This is a genomic window from Auraticoccus monumenti (assembly GCF_900101785.1).
GTDB lineage: Bacteria > Actinomycetota > Actinomycetes > Propionibacteriales > Propionibacteriaceae > Auraticoccus > Auraticoccus monumenti.
This window is the reverse complement of the sequence record NZ_LT629688.1, coordinates 4,422,159-4,440,863: the sequence shown is the minus strand read 5'-3', so window position 1 is coordinate 4,440,863 and position 18,705 is coordinate 4,422,159. Positions and strand designations below refer to the sequence as shown.

Sequence of the window (18,705 nt, the reverse complement as noted above, 5' to 3'; positions counted from 1 at the left end):
CCGTCACGCGGGCCCCGCACGCCGCGATCGTCGACCAATTTGAGGCAGTCCTGGTCAGACCGCGAGGTCCGACCGAGGGTCTGCTGCACCGATAGGTGACAGTGGTTCTCAGGCGGCGAGTGCGACCTGAGTGCTGTTGATGGTCTCGTACTCGGTCGGGGTCAGTCCACCCAGGCGGGCTTGTCGTCGGCGGCGGTGGTAGGTCTTCTCGATCCAGGTGATGATGGCCAGGCGTAGCTCGGCACGGGTGGCCCAGCAGCGCCGGTCCAGCACGTTCTTCTGCAGCAGTGAGAAGAAGGACTCCATCGCCGCGTTGTCACCGGCGGAGGCGACCTGGCCCATCGACCCGACCAGGTGGTGGCGGCGCAGCTCGTCTAGGAAGCGTCGGGAACGGAACTGCGACCCACGGTCGGAGTGGACGACGCAGCCGTTCACCCCACCGCCGCGGCGGGCCACTGCTGAGGCAAGCGCGTCCACGGCCAGCTGGGACCTCATCCGGCTGCTCATGGAGTAGCCGACGATCCGGCCCGAGAACACGTCCTTGATCGCGCAGAGGTAGAGCTTGCCCTCGCCCGGGGGGTGCTCGGTGATGTCGGTCAACCACAGCCTGTTCGCAGCGGCCGCGGTGAACTCGCGCCGGACCAGGTCGTCGTGGGCCGGCGGGCCGGGCTTCTTGCCGTTGGCTCCACGCTTCTTCCCGAGCACGCTCCACCAGCGGTTGGTCGAGCAAATCCGCCACACTGTCCGGTCACAGGCTCGGTGACCCCAAGCGCGGGCTTCGTCACCGAGGAGCCGGTGACCGAACTCCGGGTCGTCGCGGTGGGCGTCGAACAACGCGTTGGCCAGGTGGGCCTGTTGGAGCATGCGGGGCGTGATCGGTGCAGCGAGCCAGCGGTAGTAGGGCTGGCGGGCGAGTTTGAGTACCCGGCACGTCACCGTGACGGGGATCCCGTCGGCGGCGAGCTCGCGGACGAGCGGGTACATCATTTTCCCGGCAGGTTCGCCTGAGACAGGTAGGCCGCAGCCCGGCGCAGGACCTCGTTCTCCTGCTCCAGCAGCCGATTGCGACGGCGCAGCTCTTTCAGCTCGGCCGAGTCTGTCGAGGTCGCGCCCGGTGGGTGGCCGTCCTCGGCGTCGGCCTTGGCGAGCCAGTTCCGCAGGCAGGACTCGCTGATGCCGAAGTCTCGGGCGATCTCGGCGATTGGAGCCTCGCCGCGGCGGGCCACCGCCATGACATCGTCACGGAACTCCTTGGGGTGGGGTCTGGGCACAGTGCACATCCTTCCAGCGGTGCCCTCTGGCACCACAGATCAGATGTCACCTACTCGTGCAGCAGACCCCGATAGATGGTGCCTCACGCGATGTTCGTCCCGAGACTCTCGGTGCGCAAGGAGTACAGCGGACCGAGCTGGACCACCTGATAACCACCTCGAGATCGTAGCCCCACGCAACGGCTTATGGTGTCAGCGATCCGGTGCTGAGCAGTGTCAGCGGCTGGTCCAACACCTCGCTGGGGTGCCGCGCTGGCACGTCCACCCGGCTGATCAGTGGGTGAGCACTAGGCGTTCCCGACTCTTGGCGGTTGAACAACACCTCGTGCAACTTCTCGCCTGACCGAAGACCGGTGAACACGATCTCGACGTCCTTGCCGGACTTGGCGATGAGGCGTTCAGCGACCTCCAGGATGCTCACCGGGGTCCCCATATCTAGTACGAGCACTTCGCCGTCCTGCCCAATCGCTCCGGCTTGGATGGTGAGTTGGCAGGCCTCTCGGATGGTCATGAAGTAGCGCGTTACGTCGGGGTGGGTGACGGTGACGGGTCCCCCTTGACGAATTTGGTTGGTGAAGGTATGAAGCATTGACCCGCGTGAGCCGAGCACGTTGCCGAACCGCACCGAGAGGAAGGTGCCGAGGCCCGCGTCGGCGTACCACGCCGTCAGCTCTTCAGCGATGCGCTTGGTCTTGCCCAGGACGCTGGTCGGGTCGGCGGCCTTGTCGGTCGAGATGTTGACGACGTGGCTCGCCCCGTGGCGATAAGCGCCGTCGAGCACGTTCAACGTGCCCAGGACGTTCGTCTTCCAGCCCTCGTCAGGGTACTGCTCGAGCATCGGGAGGTGCTTCAGCGCTGCTGCGTGGAAGACCACGTCGGGCTTGTGCGCCTCGAAGACCCGCTCCAGCGCCTCCGCGTCGCGGATGTCGCAGAGGACCATGTCGGGGGTGTCGAGCAGACCCTGTCCGTAGATCGACAGCTGCACCCCGTGCAGCGCGGACTCGTCGCGGTCCAGCAGGACCAGTTCCTTGGGCCCGAACGCATGCACCTGTCGGGCGATCTCGGAACCGATGGAGCCACCGGCGCCGGTGATCAGCACGACCCGGTTGCTGAGGTAGTCCGCGATGGCGGTGAGGTCGGTGTCCACCTGGCCGCGGCCGAGGAGATCGGTGACGTCGACCTCGTGCAGGTTCTCCAGCTGCGGTTGCTTCTCGCCGAGCCTCTGGAACGCCGGGAGCGTCAACAGCTTGAGGCCGTGCGCGTCGACGGTCTCGGAGATGCTCCGGAGCAGGTCCTTGTCGTCCCCCCCGATGGCCAGGACGACGTGGGTGGCGCCCGAGGAGTGAGCGAGTCGGCCGAGCTCCTGGCCGGTGCCCAGCACCCTCCGTCCGGACAGCCTCAACCAGCGCTTGGCGGGATCGTCGTCGATCAGGCCCACCACGTCGAAGGGCGGGTTGGGCGAGTGGTCCATCAGCCTCAGGAGGTGGGCGCTCAGGTCCCCGGCGCCGTACAGGAGGGCACGGTCACGGGTGCCCCCGGCCTGGGGGTGCTGGAACTCCCGGAGAGCGCGGTAGGCCCACCGTGCCGTCGCCATCAGCATCAGGGCTCCGGGGGGCACTGAGACCGCGAGCCCGCGTGGGAACTCCGTCACCAGCAGCAGGAACGCCATGCCTACGACGAGGGCGATGGCCAGGACCAGTGCCCCGAGGTGGAGAGCCTCGTCGAAGCTCCCGATCGGGAAACGGCCCCGGTAGAGCTGGAGCGCGGCCCCCCCTGCGACTTGGAGCAGCATCACCGTCGCCGCGTAGACGAGCACCGCTCCCCACTGCACCTCGTTGATGGCGAAGTCGTAACGGGCACCCACCAGGGCGACGGTGGCGATGAACCAGCAGGTGGCGTCGAAGAGCGCCAGAACAGCGCGACGGAGCACGACGTCCCGGGTCGAGGCGAAAACAGGCATCAGTTCTCCTTGGTCACACTTTCGTGTTCCCCCGAGAACGCTCAAACATTACCCCACAATCGGTCCGGTTTCATCAGTGGCCATCTCCTTCGGAGGGAGGTCGGCCTCTACCTTTTCCCGCACCGGGTACCGCACTCGGAGTCGTGCCCTCTGCTCGCCCGAGCCCCGCGAGGACCTGCTGCCTCGGAGTTGCAGATGATCGGCGGCCGCAGACGACTCGGACGCGGTCGTCGGGCACGGGCCAGCTGCTACGGAGGGTGGTCGGCGAGCAGGACCGGCGGCTCCCACAGGGGCCGGCATGGCCGCCACGGTCCGCGGTCGGGCCGGAAGGGGCCGATCTCGGCAACGCCCCGGCAGCGCGTTCGCCATGCTCGGCCCCGACTGCGCCGGCAGGACCACCACCGGGCACGTCGTCGCAACCCTGGTGGGCCTGCCCGGACCAGGGGCAGACCGTACACGGTCCTGTCAGCGGCCGTCCCTAGACTCAGCGTCATGCCGATCCAGCCCTCGTACACCCCGGCCGCCGACCGCTACGGGCCGATGCCCTACCGCCGCGTCGGCCGCAGCGGTCTCAAGCTGCCCGCCGTCTCCCTCGGACTGTGGCACAACTTTGGCGACGACCGCCCCCTGCAGACCATGCGCGACATGCTGCGTCGCGCGTTCGACCTCGGCGTCACGCACTTCGACCTGGCCAACAACTACGGCCCGCCCTACGGCTCGGCCGAGACCAACTTCGGGCGCATCTACGAGGAGGACCTCCGCCCGCTCCGCGACGAGCTGGTGATCTCCACCAAGGCCGGCTATGACATGAGGCCCGGCCCGTACGGGGAGTGGGGATCGCGGAAGTACCTGCTGGACTCCCTGGAGCAGTCGCTGCGCCGGATGCGGCTGCAGCACGTGGACATCTTCTACCACCACCGTCCCGACCCCGAGACGCCCGTGGAGGAGACCATGTCGGCCCTGGACACGGCCGTCCGGCAGGGGAAGACGCGCTACGTCGGCATCTCCTCCTACTCCGCCGAGCAGACCCGCGCCGCCGCCGCGATCGCCCGCGAGCTGGGCACGCCGCTGCTGATCCACCAGCCCTCCTACTCCATCATCAACCGCTGGATCGAGCCCGAGCTGGTCGAGGCCGCCGACGAGGAGGGGATGGGCATCATCGCCTTCTCCCCGCTGGCCCAGGGGCTGCTCACCAGCCGCTACCTCGACGGCGTCCCCGAGGGCTCGCGGGCCACCCAGGGCAAGTCCCTGGACCCGCGGCTGCTCGACGAGGAGAACATCACCTCGCTGCGCGCCCTGGACGAGGTGGCCTCCGCCCGCGGGCAGAGCCTGGCCCAGATGGCCATCTCCTGGGTGCTCCGTGACGCCCGGGTGACCTCGGCCCTGATCGGCGCCTCCAGCGTCGCCCAGCTCGAGGACAGCCTGGCGGCCGGCTCGAAGCTGGAGTTCTCCGAGGACGAGCTGGCCACCATCGACCGCCACAGCGCGGCCTTCGGTAGCCGCAGGTGACCGTGGGGCGACGCCCACGACGACCGGTGGCGGTGCTCGCTGCTGCGGTGCCCCTGGTGCTGGCGGTGGCCTGCGCGCCGGCGGGACCGTCGTCGGCTCCCTCGCCGCAGGCCCCGTCGGACCCCTCGACGGGCGGGTCGGCGAGCTCGGGGACCGGGGCGAGCACCGCGCCCGCCAGCCCCGTCCCGTCGGGCTCCGCACCCTCGCCGAGCGCGCCGACGAGCGGCGACGTGGTGACCTGTCGCGACCTCGCGGCGGCGATGGGCCCCGAGGAGCAGGCGGGCCAGCTGCTGATGGTCGGCATCTCCGCCAACCAGCCAGCCTCCGCCGGCGTCGTCGACCAGCTCGACGGGCACCACATCAGCTCCATCCTGCTGCTGGAGAACACCACGAACGGGGTCGAGACGGTCCGCGCGCTCACTGACCGGGTCCGCGAGGAGCTGCAGACCCCCGACGGGGTCCGCACGCTGGTCGCCGCCGACCAGGAGGGTGGGCAGGTCCAGCGGCTGCAGGGCCCGGGGTTCAGCGAGATGCCCCCGGCCAGCGAGCAGGCCGGGCTGGGCGCTGACGGGCTGGAGTCGGCGGCGGAGGACTGGGGTGGGGAGCTGGCCGACGCCGGGGTCGACCTCGACCTCGCACCCGTCGCCGACGTGGTGCCGGCGGGCACCGAGGACACCAACGCGCCGATCGGCCAGCTGGGCCGCGGCTACGGCTCCGACCCCGACGAGGTCTCGGCGCTGGTCCGGGCCTTCGTCCGCGGCATGGACGCCGCCGACGTCGCCACCAGCGTCAAGCACTTCCCGGGCATCGGCGCGGTCGAGGGCAACACCGACTTCACCGCCGACGTGGTCGACTCCACGACCACCGCCGACGGCCCCGAGGTCGAGCCCTTCGCCGCCGCGGTGGAGGAGGGGGTGGACGCGGTGATGGTCTCCACCGTCACCTACACCGAGATCGCCCCCGACTCCCAGGCGGTGTTCTCCGAGGCCGTGGTCGACGACCTGCTGCGGGACCGGCTGGGGTTCGAGGGCGTCGTGGTGAGCGACGACATGGGGGTGGCCGAGGCGGTCGCCGGCACCCCGGTCGAGCGTCGGCTGGTCGACTTCGTACGGGCCGGTGGCGACCTGGCCATCACCGCCGACCCCACCACGGTCGAGCCGATGGTGCGGGGTCTGCTGGAGGCAGCCGAGGACGACCCCGAGCTGGCCGAGGCGCTGCCCGAGCACGTCGCCCGGGTGCTGAGCCTCAAGGCCGGGCGCGGACTCGCCGACTGCGAGGGCTGAGACGTTGACGCGAGCGGCGCCGAGGGCCAACGTTCACCTGGAGGCAACCGCCCAGGTCGCTGAGACGTACGTACGATGACGGCCACCGGCGCCGACGAAGGAGAGACCATGACGTGGACGCGGAGGGTGTCGGCTCTGGCAGCCGCCCTGCTCCTGGCTGCAGCGGTGACCGTGTCCGGCGCGCCGGGCGCCGACGCGGTCGACGGCGAGCTGGAGGCCACCGCCCGCGGCGAGCTGGTCCCCGCCGACCCGGCCGCGGGGACCGACGCGGTGGTCCGCGTCGAGCTGGGCCTCAGCACCACCGCCGAGCGGCTGACCGACGTCCTCGTCTCGGCAGGTGACTCCGGCAGCGGTCTCGCGGCCACCGACGTGGTGTGCGCCGACGGCCCGCTCGGAGCCGGGAGCCCGCTCACCTGCACCGCCGAGCTGGCCGCCGACGCCGAGCCCGTGCAGGACTGCGCCCTCGACGTCGACCTCGTCGTGTCCGCCGTCCGCTCCGACGGCACCGCCGTGACCACCTCGGTGGTGGAGACCCTGGCCCTCGAGGGCTGCCCGGCGGCCGGTCCCACCCCGCCGGCCACGCCCGGCGCCTCCGCCGACCCCAGCCCGTCGGCCGACCCGTCGCCCTCGGCGAGCGCCGCCCCCTCGACCTCGCCGCAGCCCTCCTCGCCGTCGGTCCCGTCCGCCCCGGTCGACGAGCCGACGGACCCGGAGGTGACGTCCGCCGCCCCCCAGACGACCCGGGAGGACACCCGCTCCAGCACCCGCGCGCTCAGCCCGATCCAGGTCAAGTACCAGTCCACCGGTGGCGCCAAGGGGCCGTTGGGCACGCAGGTGGGCGCGGAGCGGACCACGACGAGCGGGCGGTGGGCCGCCTACGAGAACGGCCGCATCTACTGGTCCTCCGACACCGGCGCGCACACCGTCATCGGCGCGATGCTGAGCACGTTCGTGGACGGCGGGTCCACCGGCGCCTTCGGCTTCCCCCAGCACGACGAGCGCTGCGGGCTGCCCGGCCGCGGCTGCTACCAGAGCTTCCAGCGGCGCCAGATCCACTGGTCGCCCGACACCGGCGCCCACTGGACGCGCGGTGGGATCCGCGACGCCTGGGGTCGGCAGGGCTACGAGCGCGGCAAGCTCGGCTACCCGACCACCGACGAGCGCTGCGGCCTGGTCCGCAGCGGCTGTTACCAGAGCTTCCAGGGCGGCTCGGTGCACTGGTCGAGCGACACCGGAGCCCACTGGAGCACCGGAGGCATCCGGCGCGAGTGGGGGAGCTACAGCTGGGAGCGCGGCATCCTCGGCTACCCGACCTCCGACGAGCGCTGCAACGACGGCGGCTGCTGGCAGTACTTCCAGTACGGCAAGATCGAGTGGAAGCCCGGCCGCGGCACCTGGGCTACGCCGGCCTTCCGTCCCGTCGTGAAGAGCACCACCCGGGCGCAGGTGGAGCACACCTACCGCTCCGGGTGCCCGGTCGGCCCGTCCAGCCTGCGCACCATCACCATGACCTACTGGAACTACTCCGGTCGGGCCGAGCGCGGGGTGATGATCGTCCGCAGCTCCGTGGTCGACGGCGTGGTGAAGGCCTTCGAGGAGGCCTACGAGGCCGGGTACCGGATCAACCGGATGGACAACCCGAACGTCTGGAAGGGCGACGACCCGGACATGATGTACGCCAACAACACCTCGGGCTTCAACTGCCGCTCCGTGGTCGGCAACCCCTACGCCGTCTCGCCGCACTCCTACGGCATCGCCGTCGACATCAACACGGTGCAGAACCCCTACCGCGACGCCCGCGGGACGTGGTGGCCGTCCAACGGGACCAGGTACATCCTCGGCGCCGGGTTGAACCGGCCCAAGGAGCACCCGGCCATCCACCGCACCGACAGCACCATGGTGCGGGCGCTGGAGAAGCGGGGCTGGTTCTGGGGCGGCCGCTGGGCCAGCCGGGACTACCACCACTTCGAGAAGAACTGAGGTGAGGGTCCGGGCGGCCCGTGCGCTGGTGGTGGCCGCTGCCGCGCTCGTGCTCACCGGCTGCGGTGCCGGATCACCCCCGACGGTGACCCCGACGCCGTCGAGCACGCCTACCGGGGGGCCTACGGCCACCGGTGCCGGCGACCCGACGGCCGGCGACCCGACCGCCACCGAGCCGACGGCCGCGCCCAGCACCGGCGCCGGTTCGGCCACCCCGCCGCCGGACCGCGAGCCCCCACCCCGGCCCACCGAGGCGGCGCCGTCCACCGCCGGGGACCTGGGCCAGGACGACCTGCCCCGCGAGGTGCTCGGCTTCACCGCCGAGGAGCGGGAGCCGGCGGAGGGGGAGTACGTCCCCAACGGCACCTGGACGCACGCCGTGGACGCCGAGCAGGCGGCCTGGGAGGCGGCACCCCGGTGCGGCGCGGAGGCGCCGGAGGAGGACGTCCCCACCGCCGCCCTGGCCGCCACCTACCTCGACGGCCGGGGGCGGCCCGGCAACGGGCTGCTGATGTCCTTCGACGACGAGGACGCCGCCCGCGGCTACGCCGGGGCCTACCGCGGGCTCCTGCTGGGATGCCCCCACGAGGGGGAGGCCCCGCTGGTCACCGAGCCGCTGGCCGAGGAGGAGCAGTGGTACGCGGGTCGGCGCGGCTACGGCCCCGAGCGGTGGTCGGAGCTCGTGGTGCAGAACGATGACCGGGTGCTGCTGCTGATCGTCAACGACGACGGGGCCGCCGACGTCCAGCAGCTGCGCGGTCTGGCCGAGGAGCTGGCCGGCTGAGAGGGTCCCCCGACCTGGACCGGCCGGGGCGCCTGGACCGGCCGGGGCGCCGGGGCGGCCGGCGGTCAGGTCCGGCCGGGGCGCGGGTCCAGCGGTGGGGGCCGAGGAGGGGGGCCGGGCGGCGCCGCAAGATGAAGAAGAACGGCCGCCCGCCTTCATGTTGGCCGGTCACGATGAGGAGATGCCGCTCACGCCGACCGACGTCGAGACCGCCCTGGACTGGGGCACGGCCGTGGCGCGCCGCAGCAGCGAGGTACCCCGACGGCGTCGGCTGTGGCCGCGGTCGCGGGGGTTCCTGGTCGGGGAGGGTGCCGTCTTCATCGAGTCCGTGGCCGCCGGCCCCTGGTCACGGCACCCGCTCTTCCTGCACCGCTGGACCGCCGAGTCGGTGCTGACCCCGAGCGCGGAGCCCCGGCGGTCCAGCGGCTGCGGGCTCGACGTCCTCCTTCCCGGCCCGCGCCGCTCCGACGACGCCTTCCGCTTCCGTGGCTTCCTGCTCGCCGAGCGACCCGCCGGTGAGCGGCGCTCGGTGGTCGTGCAGCAGCGTCGCCAGCCAGGCGTGCCCAACCCGCTGGTGGCCGGGCTGGAGCTGCAGGCCACCCTCGTCGGGCAGATCCCGCTGGTGGTGCCGCGGGTGCTCGACGTCGGCGCCCTGGACCACGGGACCGTCCGGCTGGACTGGGCGGTGGAGGAGATGCTGGACGGTCATCCCGTGCCGCTGGAGGGCACCGGTGACGCGCTGGCGGAGGCGGTCCAGCTGCTGCAGGAGACCTGGATCCGCACCGGCACCCGCCACCTGCCGCTGCGAGCGGGTCAGCGCGACCGCGCCCTCGCCGGCTGGACGGCGCTGGTGGCCGACCCGCCCCCGGGTGGCTGGCCCGCCGACGTGGACGCCGGAGCCCTGACCGCGCGCGTGGTCGCGCTGCTCGGTGACGGGCGCGGGCTCACCGTCGGCGTCACCCACGGCGACCCCAGCGTGGGCAACATGCTGCGGATGCCCGACGGCGGGCTGGCGCTGGTGGACTGGGAGTTCGCCGCACGGCGCCACGTGGCCCACGACGTGGCCAAGGTGATCCGCTCCGCCCCCGACCCCGTCGTGTTCGCCGGTGAGCTCGGGTGCGCCGCGACGCTGCGCACCCGGATGGAGTCGACCGGAGCGCTCCCGTGGCCCCTCCAGGTGGCGGCCGCCCTGCTGGTCTTCCTCGGCGAGTGGCGCCCGCGTCACGCGAGGTCGGTCAGCCGCGGTCGTGGTGAGCACGCGGCGCGCGGTCTGCGCACCGCCGTCCGGCTGGTCGACGTCCTGACCGGCTGAGGGCGCCCGGACCGGGAGCCGCACCGACACCAGCCGGCCCGAGTGCCGGGCTACTCCTCGACGCGCAGCTCGGCCAGGGCGTCGCGGGCCGGCTGCATGAACTGCGGGCTGGTGTCGGGGATCGAGGCGTAGAAGAGGCTGGCGGTGGCGTCCCCGGTGGCGACGATCATCAGGATGAGCGTCTCGCCCTTGGTCTCCAGGTCCGGGATGTCGAAGGTGAGGTGGGACTCCACCAGCCACGCGTCCTTCCCGTCGAGGGTGGTGGCCTCGCTGACCTGGTCGTCGCGCTCGACCTGGGTGTTCTCGCCGTAGAAGACGCCCACCACGCACTCGACCACGATCTCCGCGCCCTGCTCGGGGGTGAAGAACCCGTCCCCGGCGATCAGCTCACCCACCAGCACGCTGGCCACCCAGCGACCCTGGGGGTAGGGCTCGACGTCGGCGACCTGGCTCATCACGTCCCGGCCGAAGGGGACCCGGTTGTCCCCCGCGGGTGCCTCCCAGGGCGGGGGGAGCACGGGGTAGGAGAGGGCGCCGCCGTAGACCCGTCCGTCGGCCGGGCGCTGCTCGGGGGAGGCACTCACCTGCGACTCCTCGGGGCAGATCTGCTGGGTGGGCTGACCACCCGGGTTCCCGCCCCCTCCCGTACCGCCACCGGCCACCTGGGAGACCGCGCGGATGCCGAGGGCGACGAGGACCACGACCACGAGGCCCACCGCCACCAGGGCCACCAGCCAGCCCTTGCCGGCTCGCCTGGTCTGCGGCTGCCCGGGGTAGCCGCCGTGCTGGCCGTGGCCCTGCTGCTGACCGTGGCCCTGATGCTGGCCGGGGACGCCGCCCTGGCGCCCCAGCGGCTGGCTGCCCGGGCTGGCGGCCCCGGGCACGAGGCCCTGCGAGGGCGGTGCCGCGTTCGGGGTCGGCGACAGCGCCGCCGACCACGCCGAGCCGTCCCAGTAGCGGAACATGCCCGGCTGGCCGCCCGGGTCGGGGAACCAACCAGCAGAAGGATTGCTCACGGCAGCAGTCTAGGAGCGCGGGGGAGCGCCACGACCCGCCCAGCGACAGCAGGACGCGGCCTGCACCGTGCCGGGGGCCCGAGCCCCCGCCGGGTGCAGACCGCGTCCTGGACGGCGGTCGTGCGCTGGATCAGCCGAAGCGGCCGGTGATGTAGTCCTCGGTGGACTGCTCGTTCGGGTTCGAGAAGATCTTGTCGGTGTAGTCGAACTCGATCAGCTTGCCCGGCTTGCCGGTCCCGGCGATGTTGAAAAAAGCGGTCTTGTCCGAGACCCGCGAGGCCTGCTGCATGTTGTGGGTGACGATGACGATGGTGAAGTGCTCCTTCAGGTCACCGATCAGGTCCTCCACGGCCAGGGTCGAGATGGGGTCCAGCGCCGAGCACGGCTCGTCCATCAGGATGACCTCGGGCTGGACGGCGATGGTGCGGGCGATGCAGAGCCGCTGCTGCTGACCACCGGAGAGACCCGAACCCGGCTTGTCGAGGCGGTCCTTGACCTCGTTCCAGAGGTTGGCGCCCTTGAGGGAGCGCTCGGTGATCTCCTCGGCCTGGGCCCGACCCATCCGGATCCCGTTGAGCTTGAAGCCGGCGAGCACGTTGTCGCGGATGCTCATGGTGGGGAAGGGGTTGGGGCGCTGGAAGACCATGCCCACCTTGGAGCGGACCCGGACCGGGTCCACACCGCTGGCGTAGATGTCCTCCGCGTCCAGCAGCAGCTGGCCCTTCACGGTGGCGTTGGGCAGCACCTCGTGCATGCGGTTCATGGTCCGCAGGAAGGTGGTCTTGCCGCAGCCGGAGGGGCCGATGAAGGCGGTCACGGTGCGCGGCTCGATGCGGACGTTGACGCCCTCCACGGCCAGGAACGAGCCGTAGTACACGTCGAGGTCGATCGCTTCGATGCTCTTGGACATGTCGTGGTTCTCCTGTGGTGAGGGGCTCAGCGCCCGGTCTGCTTGGGGGCGAAGGCCCGGGCGATGAGGCGGGCGCCGAGGTTGAGGGCCATGACGAGCAGCACCAGCACCAGCGCCGCACCCCAGGCCCGCTCCAGCGAGGGGCCGACGGCGGCAGGTGCGGTGGGGTTCTGCAGCTGACGGAAGATGTACACCGGCAGCGTCATCATCCAGTCGTCGAACAGGTTCGCGTTCATCCTCACCGCGACCCCGGCGGTGACCAGGATCGGGGCGGTCTCGCCGATGACCCGGGCGATGGCCAGCGTCACGCCGGAGGCGATGCCGGAGATGGCGGTGGGGATGACGACCTGGACGATGGTGCGCCACTTGCGGACCCCGAGGGCGTAGGAGGCCTCACGCAGCTCGTTCGGCACCACCCGCAGCATCTCGACGGTGGAGCGCACCACGACCGGGATCATCAGCACCGACAGCGCGACGGCGGCGGTGAAACCCATCAGGCTGTTCTTGGGCCCGACGATCGAGAAGAGCAGTGCGGCCGCGAACAGGCCGGCCACGATCGACGGGATGCCGGTCATCACGTCGACGAAGAAGGTGATGGCCTTGGAGAGCCAGCCGTCCTTGCTGTACTCGACCAGGTAGATCGAGGTGAACAGCCCGATCGGCACCGAGATGAGGGTGGCGGCCAGGGTCACCAGCAGCGAGCCGGTCAGGGCGTGCAGGATCCCGCCGAAGACGGGGCCCTCACCGGCCGCGGCCGCCTGGTCGGTCACGGCGGTGGCGTACTGCATCGTGCTGCCCAGGAAGCCGGGATCGAGCAGGCCGGGCAGCCCGTTGGCGAGCAGGGTGAAGATCACCGAGACCAGCGGCAGCAGGGCCAGCACGAAGGCGGAGCAGACCAGGATCGTCCAGAACCGGTCGACCCCGGCCTGGGGGCCCTCGACGAGGCGGCCGGCGAGGAACATGGTCGGCACGAACAGCAGCCAGGCGATGACGACCCAGCCGGGCAGGTTGAACCCGATCAGGGCCATGATCGTGCCGGAGACGGCGAGCGCCGCGGCACCGACGGCCAGCGGGGTCCAGCGGGGCAGCCGGCCCGCGGTCAGCGCGCTCTTCTGCAGGGTGGCGGTGGTGCTCATCAGTTGGCTCCCGAGAAGTCCTTGTAGCGGGCGACGACAGCCCGGGCGATCATGTTGACGAGCAGCGTGATCACGAAGAGCACCAGCCCGGCGGCGATGAGCTCGCTGCGGCGGATCCCGAAGGCCTCGGAGAAGCCGAGGGCGATCTCGGCGGGGATGGTGGAGTTGCCGGTGTTGATGAGGCTGGCGGTGAGCGGGCCGGGGGAGAGCACCAGGGCGACGGCCATGGTCTCACCCAGGGCGCGGCCGAGACCGAGCATGACCGAGGACACGATGCCGGCGCGGGCGAAGGGGAACACCGCGGCCTTGACCATCTCCCAGCGGGTGGCGCCGAGGGCCAGGGCCGCCTCCTCGTGCAGCTTGGGCGTCTGCAGGAACAGCTCCCGGCAGAGGGAGGTGATGATGGGCAGCACCATCACGGCCAGCACCAGGCCGGCGGTGAGCAGGGTGCGCCCGGTCTGGGAGTACCCGCCGGCGAAGATGGGGATGAACCCGGCGTTGGCCGAGAGCCAGGCGAAGGCCGGGACCAGCGCCGGGCCGAAGACCAGCGCGCCCCAGGCGCCGTAGACCACCGAGGGGATCGCGGCCAGCAGGTCGATCACGTACCCCAGCGGCTGGGCCAGCCGCTTCGGGGCGTAGTGGGAGATGAACAGGGCGATCCCGATGCCGATCGGCGTGGCCACCACGATCGCGATCAGCGAGGCGATCACGCTGCCGATGACCAGCGGGCCGACGTAGCCCCAGAACGTGGTGTCGCGGTTGAGGTCCTCCGGGGAGGCCGTCACCGCCGGGATGGCGTCGCGGACCAGGAAGGCGGCCACCCCCGCCAGCACCAGCAGGATGACGATGCCGGCGGCGAGGCTGACGCCGGAGAAGAGCTTGTCCCCGAACTGCCCGGAGCTGTCGTCCAGCCGGACGTCGGCGGCCGGTGGGTCGACGGTCGTACGTTCGGTGTCCGTCGTCTGGGCCACGGCATCCCCTCGGGTCTCGGTCTGGCTCATCGTCCACCCTCTTGCTCGACGATCACAACATCACGGATGAGGTCCGCCGGCTGGCGGGACCCCGGGAGGGCCGTCACGGCCCTTCGGATCTCAGGCGTCGAGCCGCTGACGCCGCCCCGTGCGGCGTCAGCGGCCCTCGCTGTGGATCGTCACCCGCCGGAGCGGGCCGGCATCACTGGACGGTGATGCTCTCGATGGCCGCGGTGGCCTCCTCGGCGAGCGTGGAGGACAGCGGGGCGTTGCCGGCGGCGGCGGAGGCGGCTTCCTGGCCCTCGGCCGAGACGGCGAACTCACCGAAGGACTTGATCAGGTCGACCGTCTCCTGGTCGGCGTAGGTGGTGCAGTAGATGTGGTACGACACCAGGACGATCGGGTAGGTGCCGGCCTCCTCGGTCGCACGGTCGAGCTCGACGGCCATGTCCTGCTCCGCCCCGCCACCGATCCGCTCGGCGGTCTCGACGGCCTTGGAGGCGGCCTCCGCGGAGTACTCGACGTACTCCTCGCCGACCTGCACCGCGACGGTGCCGAGCTCCCCGGCGGCGGAGGCGTCGGCGTAGGTGATGGCGCCCTCGGTCTGGGAGGTGAGGCTGACCACGCCGGAGGTGCCCTGCGCGTTCTCGGCGGCCTCCTCGCTGGGCCAGACGTCGCCGGCCTCGTAGGTCCACACGTCCGGAGCGGCCACCGAGAGGTAGTCGGTGAAGTTCTCGGTGGTGCCCGAGTCGTCGGAGCGGTGCACGACGGAGATCGGGGTGTCGGGCAGCTCGGTGCCCTCGTTCTGGGAGGCGATGGCGTCGTCGTCCCAGGTGGCGATGTCACCCTTGAAGATCGAGGCGATGGTGTCGGCGTCCAGGTTCAGCGAGTCGACGCCCGGCAGGTTGAAGGCGACCGCGATCGGGGAGATGTAGGCCGGGACGTGGAAGGCGCCGTCGGGTCCGCACACCTCCTGGGACTGGGTCAGCTCCTCCTCGTCCATGACGGAGTCGGAACCGGCGAAGCTGTACTGACCGGCGAGGAAGCCCTCGCGGCCACCGCCGGAGCCCACCGGGTTGTACTGCACGGTGACGCTGGGCTGGGTCGAGGCGTAGGCCTGGGTCCACGCGGTCATGGCGGACTCCTGCGAGGAGGCACCGCCACCGGTGAGCGTGCCCGACAGCTGGGTGTCAGCCGGGGCCTCGCTGCCAGCGCCGCCGGCGGAGCCGGAGCCCGACGGCGGGGTGGGCGCCTCGTCGGCGGCGCAGGCGCCGAGCCCGAGGGCGGCGGTGGTGAGCACGGCGACGAGAGCGCCAGCGCGTGAGATCTTCACGGAATACCTTCCATTGCACGGTTCGAGGTCGGAGACCCCCCTCGGCCTCCGCGGTGACACTAGGAGGGGGCGATGACCACATCAGCGCTCAAACGTGAACGGAAGGTGAACGCAGGGTCAACCTCGCCGCGGTGCACGGCGCGTCGGGGGCGATTCCGACAGCTCAGCTGGTCGGTCGGTGGCGTTCGACCGCCAGCGCCTCTCCGTCGGGCCCCACGTGCAGCACCACCATCTCCGCGGTGGCCATGTGCCGGCTCGGCAGCCCCAGCGCGTGCTGCATGTGGGGGATGACCGGGCGGTGCCCGCACACCGCGGCCGGCTGGCCGGTGGCCAGGGCGATCTCGAGGAGCTCCTCGACCACCGAGCGCACCCCGTCGGGGTCCTCGCTGCCCTCCTCCTCGCTCAGCCGGCTGCTCCGGCCCAGGTCCAGCCCGTGGGCGCGCGCGTAGGGGGTCAGCGTGGCCACGCAGCGGGTGGAGGAGGAGCTGAGCAGGCGACGGACCCCGAAGGCGCCCAGCAGCGGCACCAGGTCCTGGGCCTGCTGCCGACCGCGCCGGGTCAGCGGCCGGACGGCGTCGACCAGCGTCCAGTTGCTGCGGTCCATCGCCTTCGCGTGGCGCACCAGCACCACCGCGGTGGTCGGGGGCAGCGCCAGCGCCTGCTCCACCCGGTGGACGTCGTCGGCGTGGGTCAGCTCGTGGCGGGCCCGGGGCACCGACCACCAGGCGACCTGGTCGATCTCGCGGTCCGGGGTCCAGGGGTGCTCGGCCAGCACGCCGGCCCGCCACCAGAAGACCTGCTTGTCCCCACCCGGCACGGCGTAGCGCTGGGAGTCCAGCCGGACGTCCAGCCGGACATCCAGACCGGTCTCCTCACGCACCTCGCGGACAGCCGCCTCCGGGCCGCTCTCGCCGGGCCGCTCCTTGCCCTTGGGCAGGGACCAGTCGTCGTAGCGCGGTCGGTGCACGACGCACACCTCCGGCCCGTCGGCCCCGGGGCGGAGCACGACCGCGCCGGCTGCCGGGATGTATCGCTCCTTGGCCATGTCGGCCGGCGCCTACTTGGCCCGCCGCCGGCTCTTGGCGGCGATCAGGACCTCCTGCATGTCCGCCAGCGGACGTCCCCGCTCGTCGGTGGTGTGCGCGGTCCAGCCGGCGTCGGCGTCCAGCCACCAGGAGACGGTGTCCTCGGCGAAGGCGGTGTCGAACAGCGCCTCGATCTCGGCGATGTGGGTCTTGTTGGAGATCGAGGCCAGCACCTCCACCCGGCGGTCCAGGTTGCGGTGCATCAGGTCCGCGGACCCGATGCCCACCACCGGCCGGCCGCCGCCGGCGAACCAGAACAGCCGGCTGTGCTCGAGGAAGCGACCGAGGATGCTGCGGACCCGCATGTTCTCGCTCAGCCCCGGGCGCCCGGGGCGGACGGTGCAGATGCCCCGCACCCACAGGTCCACCGGCACCCCCTGCTGGGAGGCCACGTAGAGGGCGTCCAGCACGGCCTCGTCGACCGCGGAGTTCACCTTGATCCGGATGCCGGCCGGGCGGCCGGCGCGGTGGTGGGAGATCTCGGCCCGGATCAGGTCGATCAGCCCGGTGCGGATCCCGTGCGGGGCCACCAGGAGCCGGCGGTAGCGGGTCTCCTGGGTCATCCCCGAGAGGTGGTTGAAGATCCGGGCGACGTCCTCGGTGACCACCGGGTTGGACGTCAGCAGACCCATGTCCTCGTACATCCGGGCGGTCTTGGGGTTGTAGTTGCCGGTGCCGATGTGGGCGTAGCGGCGCAGCCCGTCGGACTCGTCGCGCACCACCATCGACAGCTTGCAGTGGGTCTTCAGCCCCATCATCCCGTAGACGACGTGGACCCCCGCCTCCTCCAGCTTGCGGGCCCAGCGGATGTTGGCCTGCTCGTCGAAGCGGGCCTTGATCTCCACCAGCGCCAGGACCTGCTTGCCGGCCTGGGCGGCCTCGATCAGCGCGTCCACGATGGGGGAGTCCCCGGAGGTGCGGTACAGCGTCTGCTTGATGGCCAGCACCTGCGGGTCGGCGGCGGCCTGCTCCACGAAGCGCTGCACGCTGGTGGCGAAGGAGTCGTAGGGGTGGTGCAGCAGCACGTCGCGCTGCTTGAGGGCGGCGAACATGTCGGCCGGCTTGGCCGTCTCGACCTCGGCCAGGTGCGGGTGGGTCGAGGGCAGGAACGCCGGGTACTTCAGGTTCTCCCGGTCGATGTCGGCCAGCGAGAACAGCCCGGTCAGGTCCAGCGGTGCGGGCAGGGTGAAGACCTCGCGCTCGGAGATGTCCAGCTCGCTGACCAGCAGCTCCAGGATGGCCGGGTCGATGTCGTCCTGGACCTCTAGGCGCACCGGCGGACGGCCGACCTTGCGGCGCAGCAGCTCCTTCTCGAGGGCGAACAGCAGGTTCTCGGCGTCGTCCTCCTCGACCTCGAGGTCCTCGTTGCGGGTGACCCGGAAGGTCGTCCACTCCAGCACCTGCATGCCGGCGAACAGCTGGTCCAGGTGGCGGGCGATGACGTCCTCGATGGCCACGAAGCGGCTGGACCCCAGGGAGAGGAAGCGCGGCAGGATCGTCGGCACCTTGACCCGGGCGAACTGCCGGGCACCGGTGTGGGGGTTCTTCAGCAGCACCGCGAGGTTGACGCTGAGCCCGGAGATGTAGGGGAACGGGTGCGAGGGGTCGACCGCCAGCGGGGTCAGCACCGGGAAGATCCGCTCACCGAAGAGACGGCGCATGGTGGCCTTCTCGTCGTCGGCGAGCTCGGCCCAGGGCAGGATCTGCACGCCCTCGGCGGCCAGCGCCGGGCGGATCACGTCCTGGAAGAGGATCGCCTGCTCCAGCACCAGCTCGCGGGTGCGTTGCAGGATCGCGTCGTGGAGCTCGCGGGGCAGCAGCCCGCTCGGGCCGGGCACCGCCACCCCGGCGGCGATCCGGCGCTTCAGACCCGCCACCCGCACCATGTAGTACTCGTCGAGGTTGGAGCTGAAGATGGCCAGGAACTTGGCCCGCTCCAGCAGCGGGATCCGCTCGGCGTCCTGGGCCAGCTGCAGCACCCGCTCGTTGAACGACAGCCAGGAGAGCTCGCGCTCGGAGAAGCGGTCCTCCGGCAGCGCGGCCAGGGCGGCCTCGAAGTCCTCCAGCGAGAAGCCCTGCGTGGTGGCGAGGGAGTCCCCGCTCGTGGTCAGCCGGTCGGTGGGGTCCAGCAGCGCCGCCTCCCGGGCCCCGGACT

The 18,705-nt window shown here is 71.6% G+C and carries 14 protein-coding genes; 5 read left to right on the top strand and 9 right to left on the bottom strand.

Annotated elements, in window-relative coordinates; genetic code table 11:
- Positions 1-108: 108 nt before the first annotated feature.
- A protein-coding gene (locus BLT52_RS20545; protein WP_172804088.1) for an IS3 family transposase occupies positions 109-1,271 on the bottom strand; the annotation gives its coding sequence in 2 pieces (ribosomal slippage) (positions 109-990 and positions 993-1,271; 1,161 coding nt in all).
- 184 nt (positions 1,272-1,455) lie between these two features.
- Positions 1,456-3,231: a polysaccharide biosynthesis protein gene (locus BLT52_RS20540; protein WP_090596096.1), complete on the bottom strand. Its 1,776-nt coding sequence runs from the start codon at positions 3,229-3,231 to the stop codon at positions 1,456-1,458.
- A gap of 492 nt (positions 3,232-3,723) precedes the next feature.
- On the opposite strand from BLT52_RS20540, the gene mgrA reads away from it, so the two are divergent.
- The 5 genes from mgrA to BLT52_RS20515 all read left to right on the top strand — a co-directional run bounded on the left by mgrA (position 3,724) and on the right by BLT52_RS20515 (position 10,099).
- Complete coding sequence (gene mgrA, locus BLT52_RS20535; protein ID WP_090596094.1) at positions 3,724-4,740, top strand: L-glyceraldehyde 3-phosphate reductase; 1,017 nt, start codon at positions 3,724-3,726, stop codon at positions 4,738-4,740.
- A 230-nt stretch (positions 4,741-4,970) separates the two neighbouring features.
- Positions 4,971-6,023 (top strand): glycoside hydrolase family 3 N-terminal domain-containing protein, encoded by a 1,053-nt coding sequence (locus BLT52_RS20530; RefSeq protein WP_157677284.1) that lies wholly within the window; start codon positions 4,971-4,973, stop codon positions 6,021-6,023.
- Positions 6,024-6,131: 108 nt separating this feature from the next.
- Positions 6,132-8,003 (top strand): M15 family metallopeptidase, encoded by a 1,872-nt coding sequence (locus BLT52_RS20525; RefSeq protein ID WP_157677282.1) that lies wholly within the window; start codon positions 6,132-6,134, stop codon positions 8,001-8,003.
- 1 nt (position 8,004) lies between these two features.
- Entirely contained in the window at positions 8,005-8,787 is a 783-nt protein-coding gene (locus BLT52_RS20520) for a hypothetical protein (RefSeq protein WP_090596090.1), read from the top strand.
- 181 nt (positions 8,788-8,968) lie between these two features.
- Complete coding sequence (locus tag BLT52_RS20515) at positions 8,969-10,099, top strand: phosphotransferase (protein ID WP_157677280.1); 1,131 nt, start codon at positions 8,969-8,971, stop codon at positions 10,097-10,099.
- Between the two features lie 50 nt (positions 10,100-10,149).
- Here the strand turns inward: BLT52_RS20515 and BLT52_RS20510 are convergent, their stop codons facing one another.
- From BLT52_RS20510 to BLT52_RS20480, 7 genes are all read right to left on the bottom strand, one after another.
- Positions 10,150-11,115 carry a DUF2510 domain-containing protein gene (locus BLT52_RS20510; RefSeq protein WP_157677278.1) on the bottom strand — a complete coding sequence of 322 codons (966 nt, stop codon included), beginning with the start codon at positions 11,113-11,115 and terminating at the stop codon, positions 10,150-10,152.
- 130 nt (positions 11,116-11,245) lie between these two features.
- Positions 11,246-12,025: a phosphate ABC transporter ATP-binding protein PstB gene (gene pstB, locus BLT52_RS20505; protein ID WP_090596085.1), complete on the bottom strand. Its 780-nt coding sequence runs from the start codon at positions 12,023-12,025 to the stop codon at positions 11,246-11,248.
- Positions 12,026-12,051: 26 nt separating this feature from the next.
- Complete coding sequence (pstA, locus tag BLT52_RS20500; RefSeq protein ID WP_090596084.1) at positions 12,052-13,161, bottom strand: phosphate ABC transporter permease PstA; 1,110 nt, start codon at positions 13,159-13,161, stop codon at positions 12,052-12,054.
- The gene (gene pstC, locus BLT52_RS20495) at positions 13,161-14,162 is read right to left on the bottom strand and encodes a phosphate ABC transporter permease subunit PstC (RefSeq protein WP_090596082.1); all 1,002 of its coding nucleotides are present in this window, start codon (positions 14,160-14,162) and stop codon (positions 13,161-13,163) included. Before pstC ends, pstA begins: the two co-directional genes overlap by 1 nt.
- Positions 14,163-14,334: 172 nt before the next feature.
- A complete protein-coding gene (gene pstS / locus BLT52_RS20490) occupies positions 14,335-15,465 on the bottom strand; it encodes a phosphate ABC transporter substrate-binding protein PstS (protein WP_090596081.1) in 1,131 nt (376 codons plus the stop codon).
- 163 nt (positions 15,466-15,628) lie between these two features.
- Entirely contained in the window at positions 15,629-16,510 is an 882-nt protein-coding gene (locus tag BLT52_RS20485; RefSeq protein ID WP_090596079.1) for an NUDIX hydrolase, read from the bottom strand.
- Positions 16,511-16,522: 12 nt separating this feature from the next.
- Positions 16,523-18,616, bottom strand: a complete 2,094-nt coding sequence (locus tag BLT52_RS20480) for an RNA degradosome polyphosphate kinase (RefSeq protein WP_231946680.1) — start codon at positions 18,614-18,616, stop codon at positions 16,523-16,525.
- Positions 18,617-18,705: the final 89 nt, after the last annotated feature.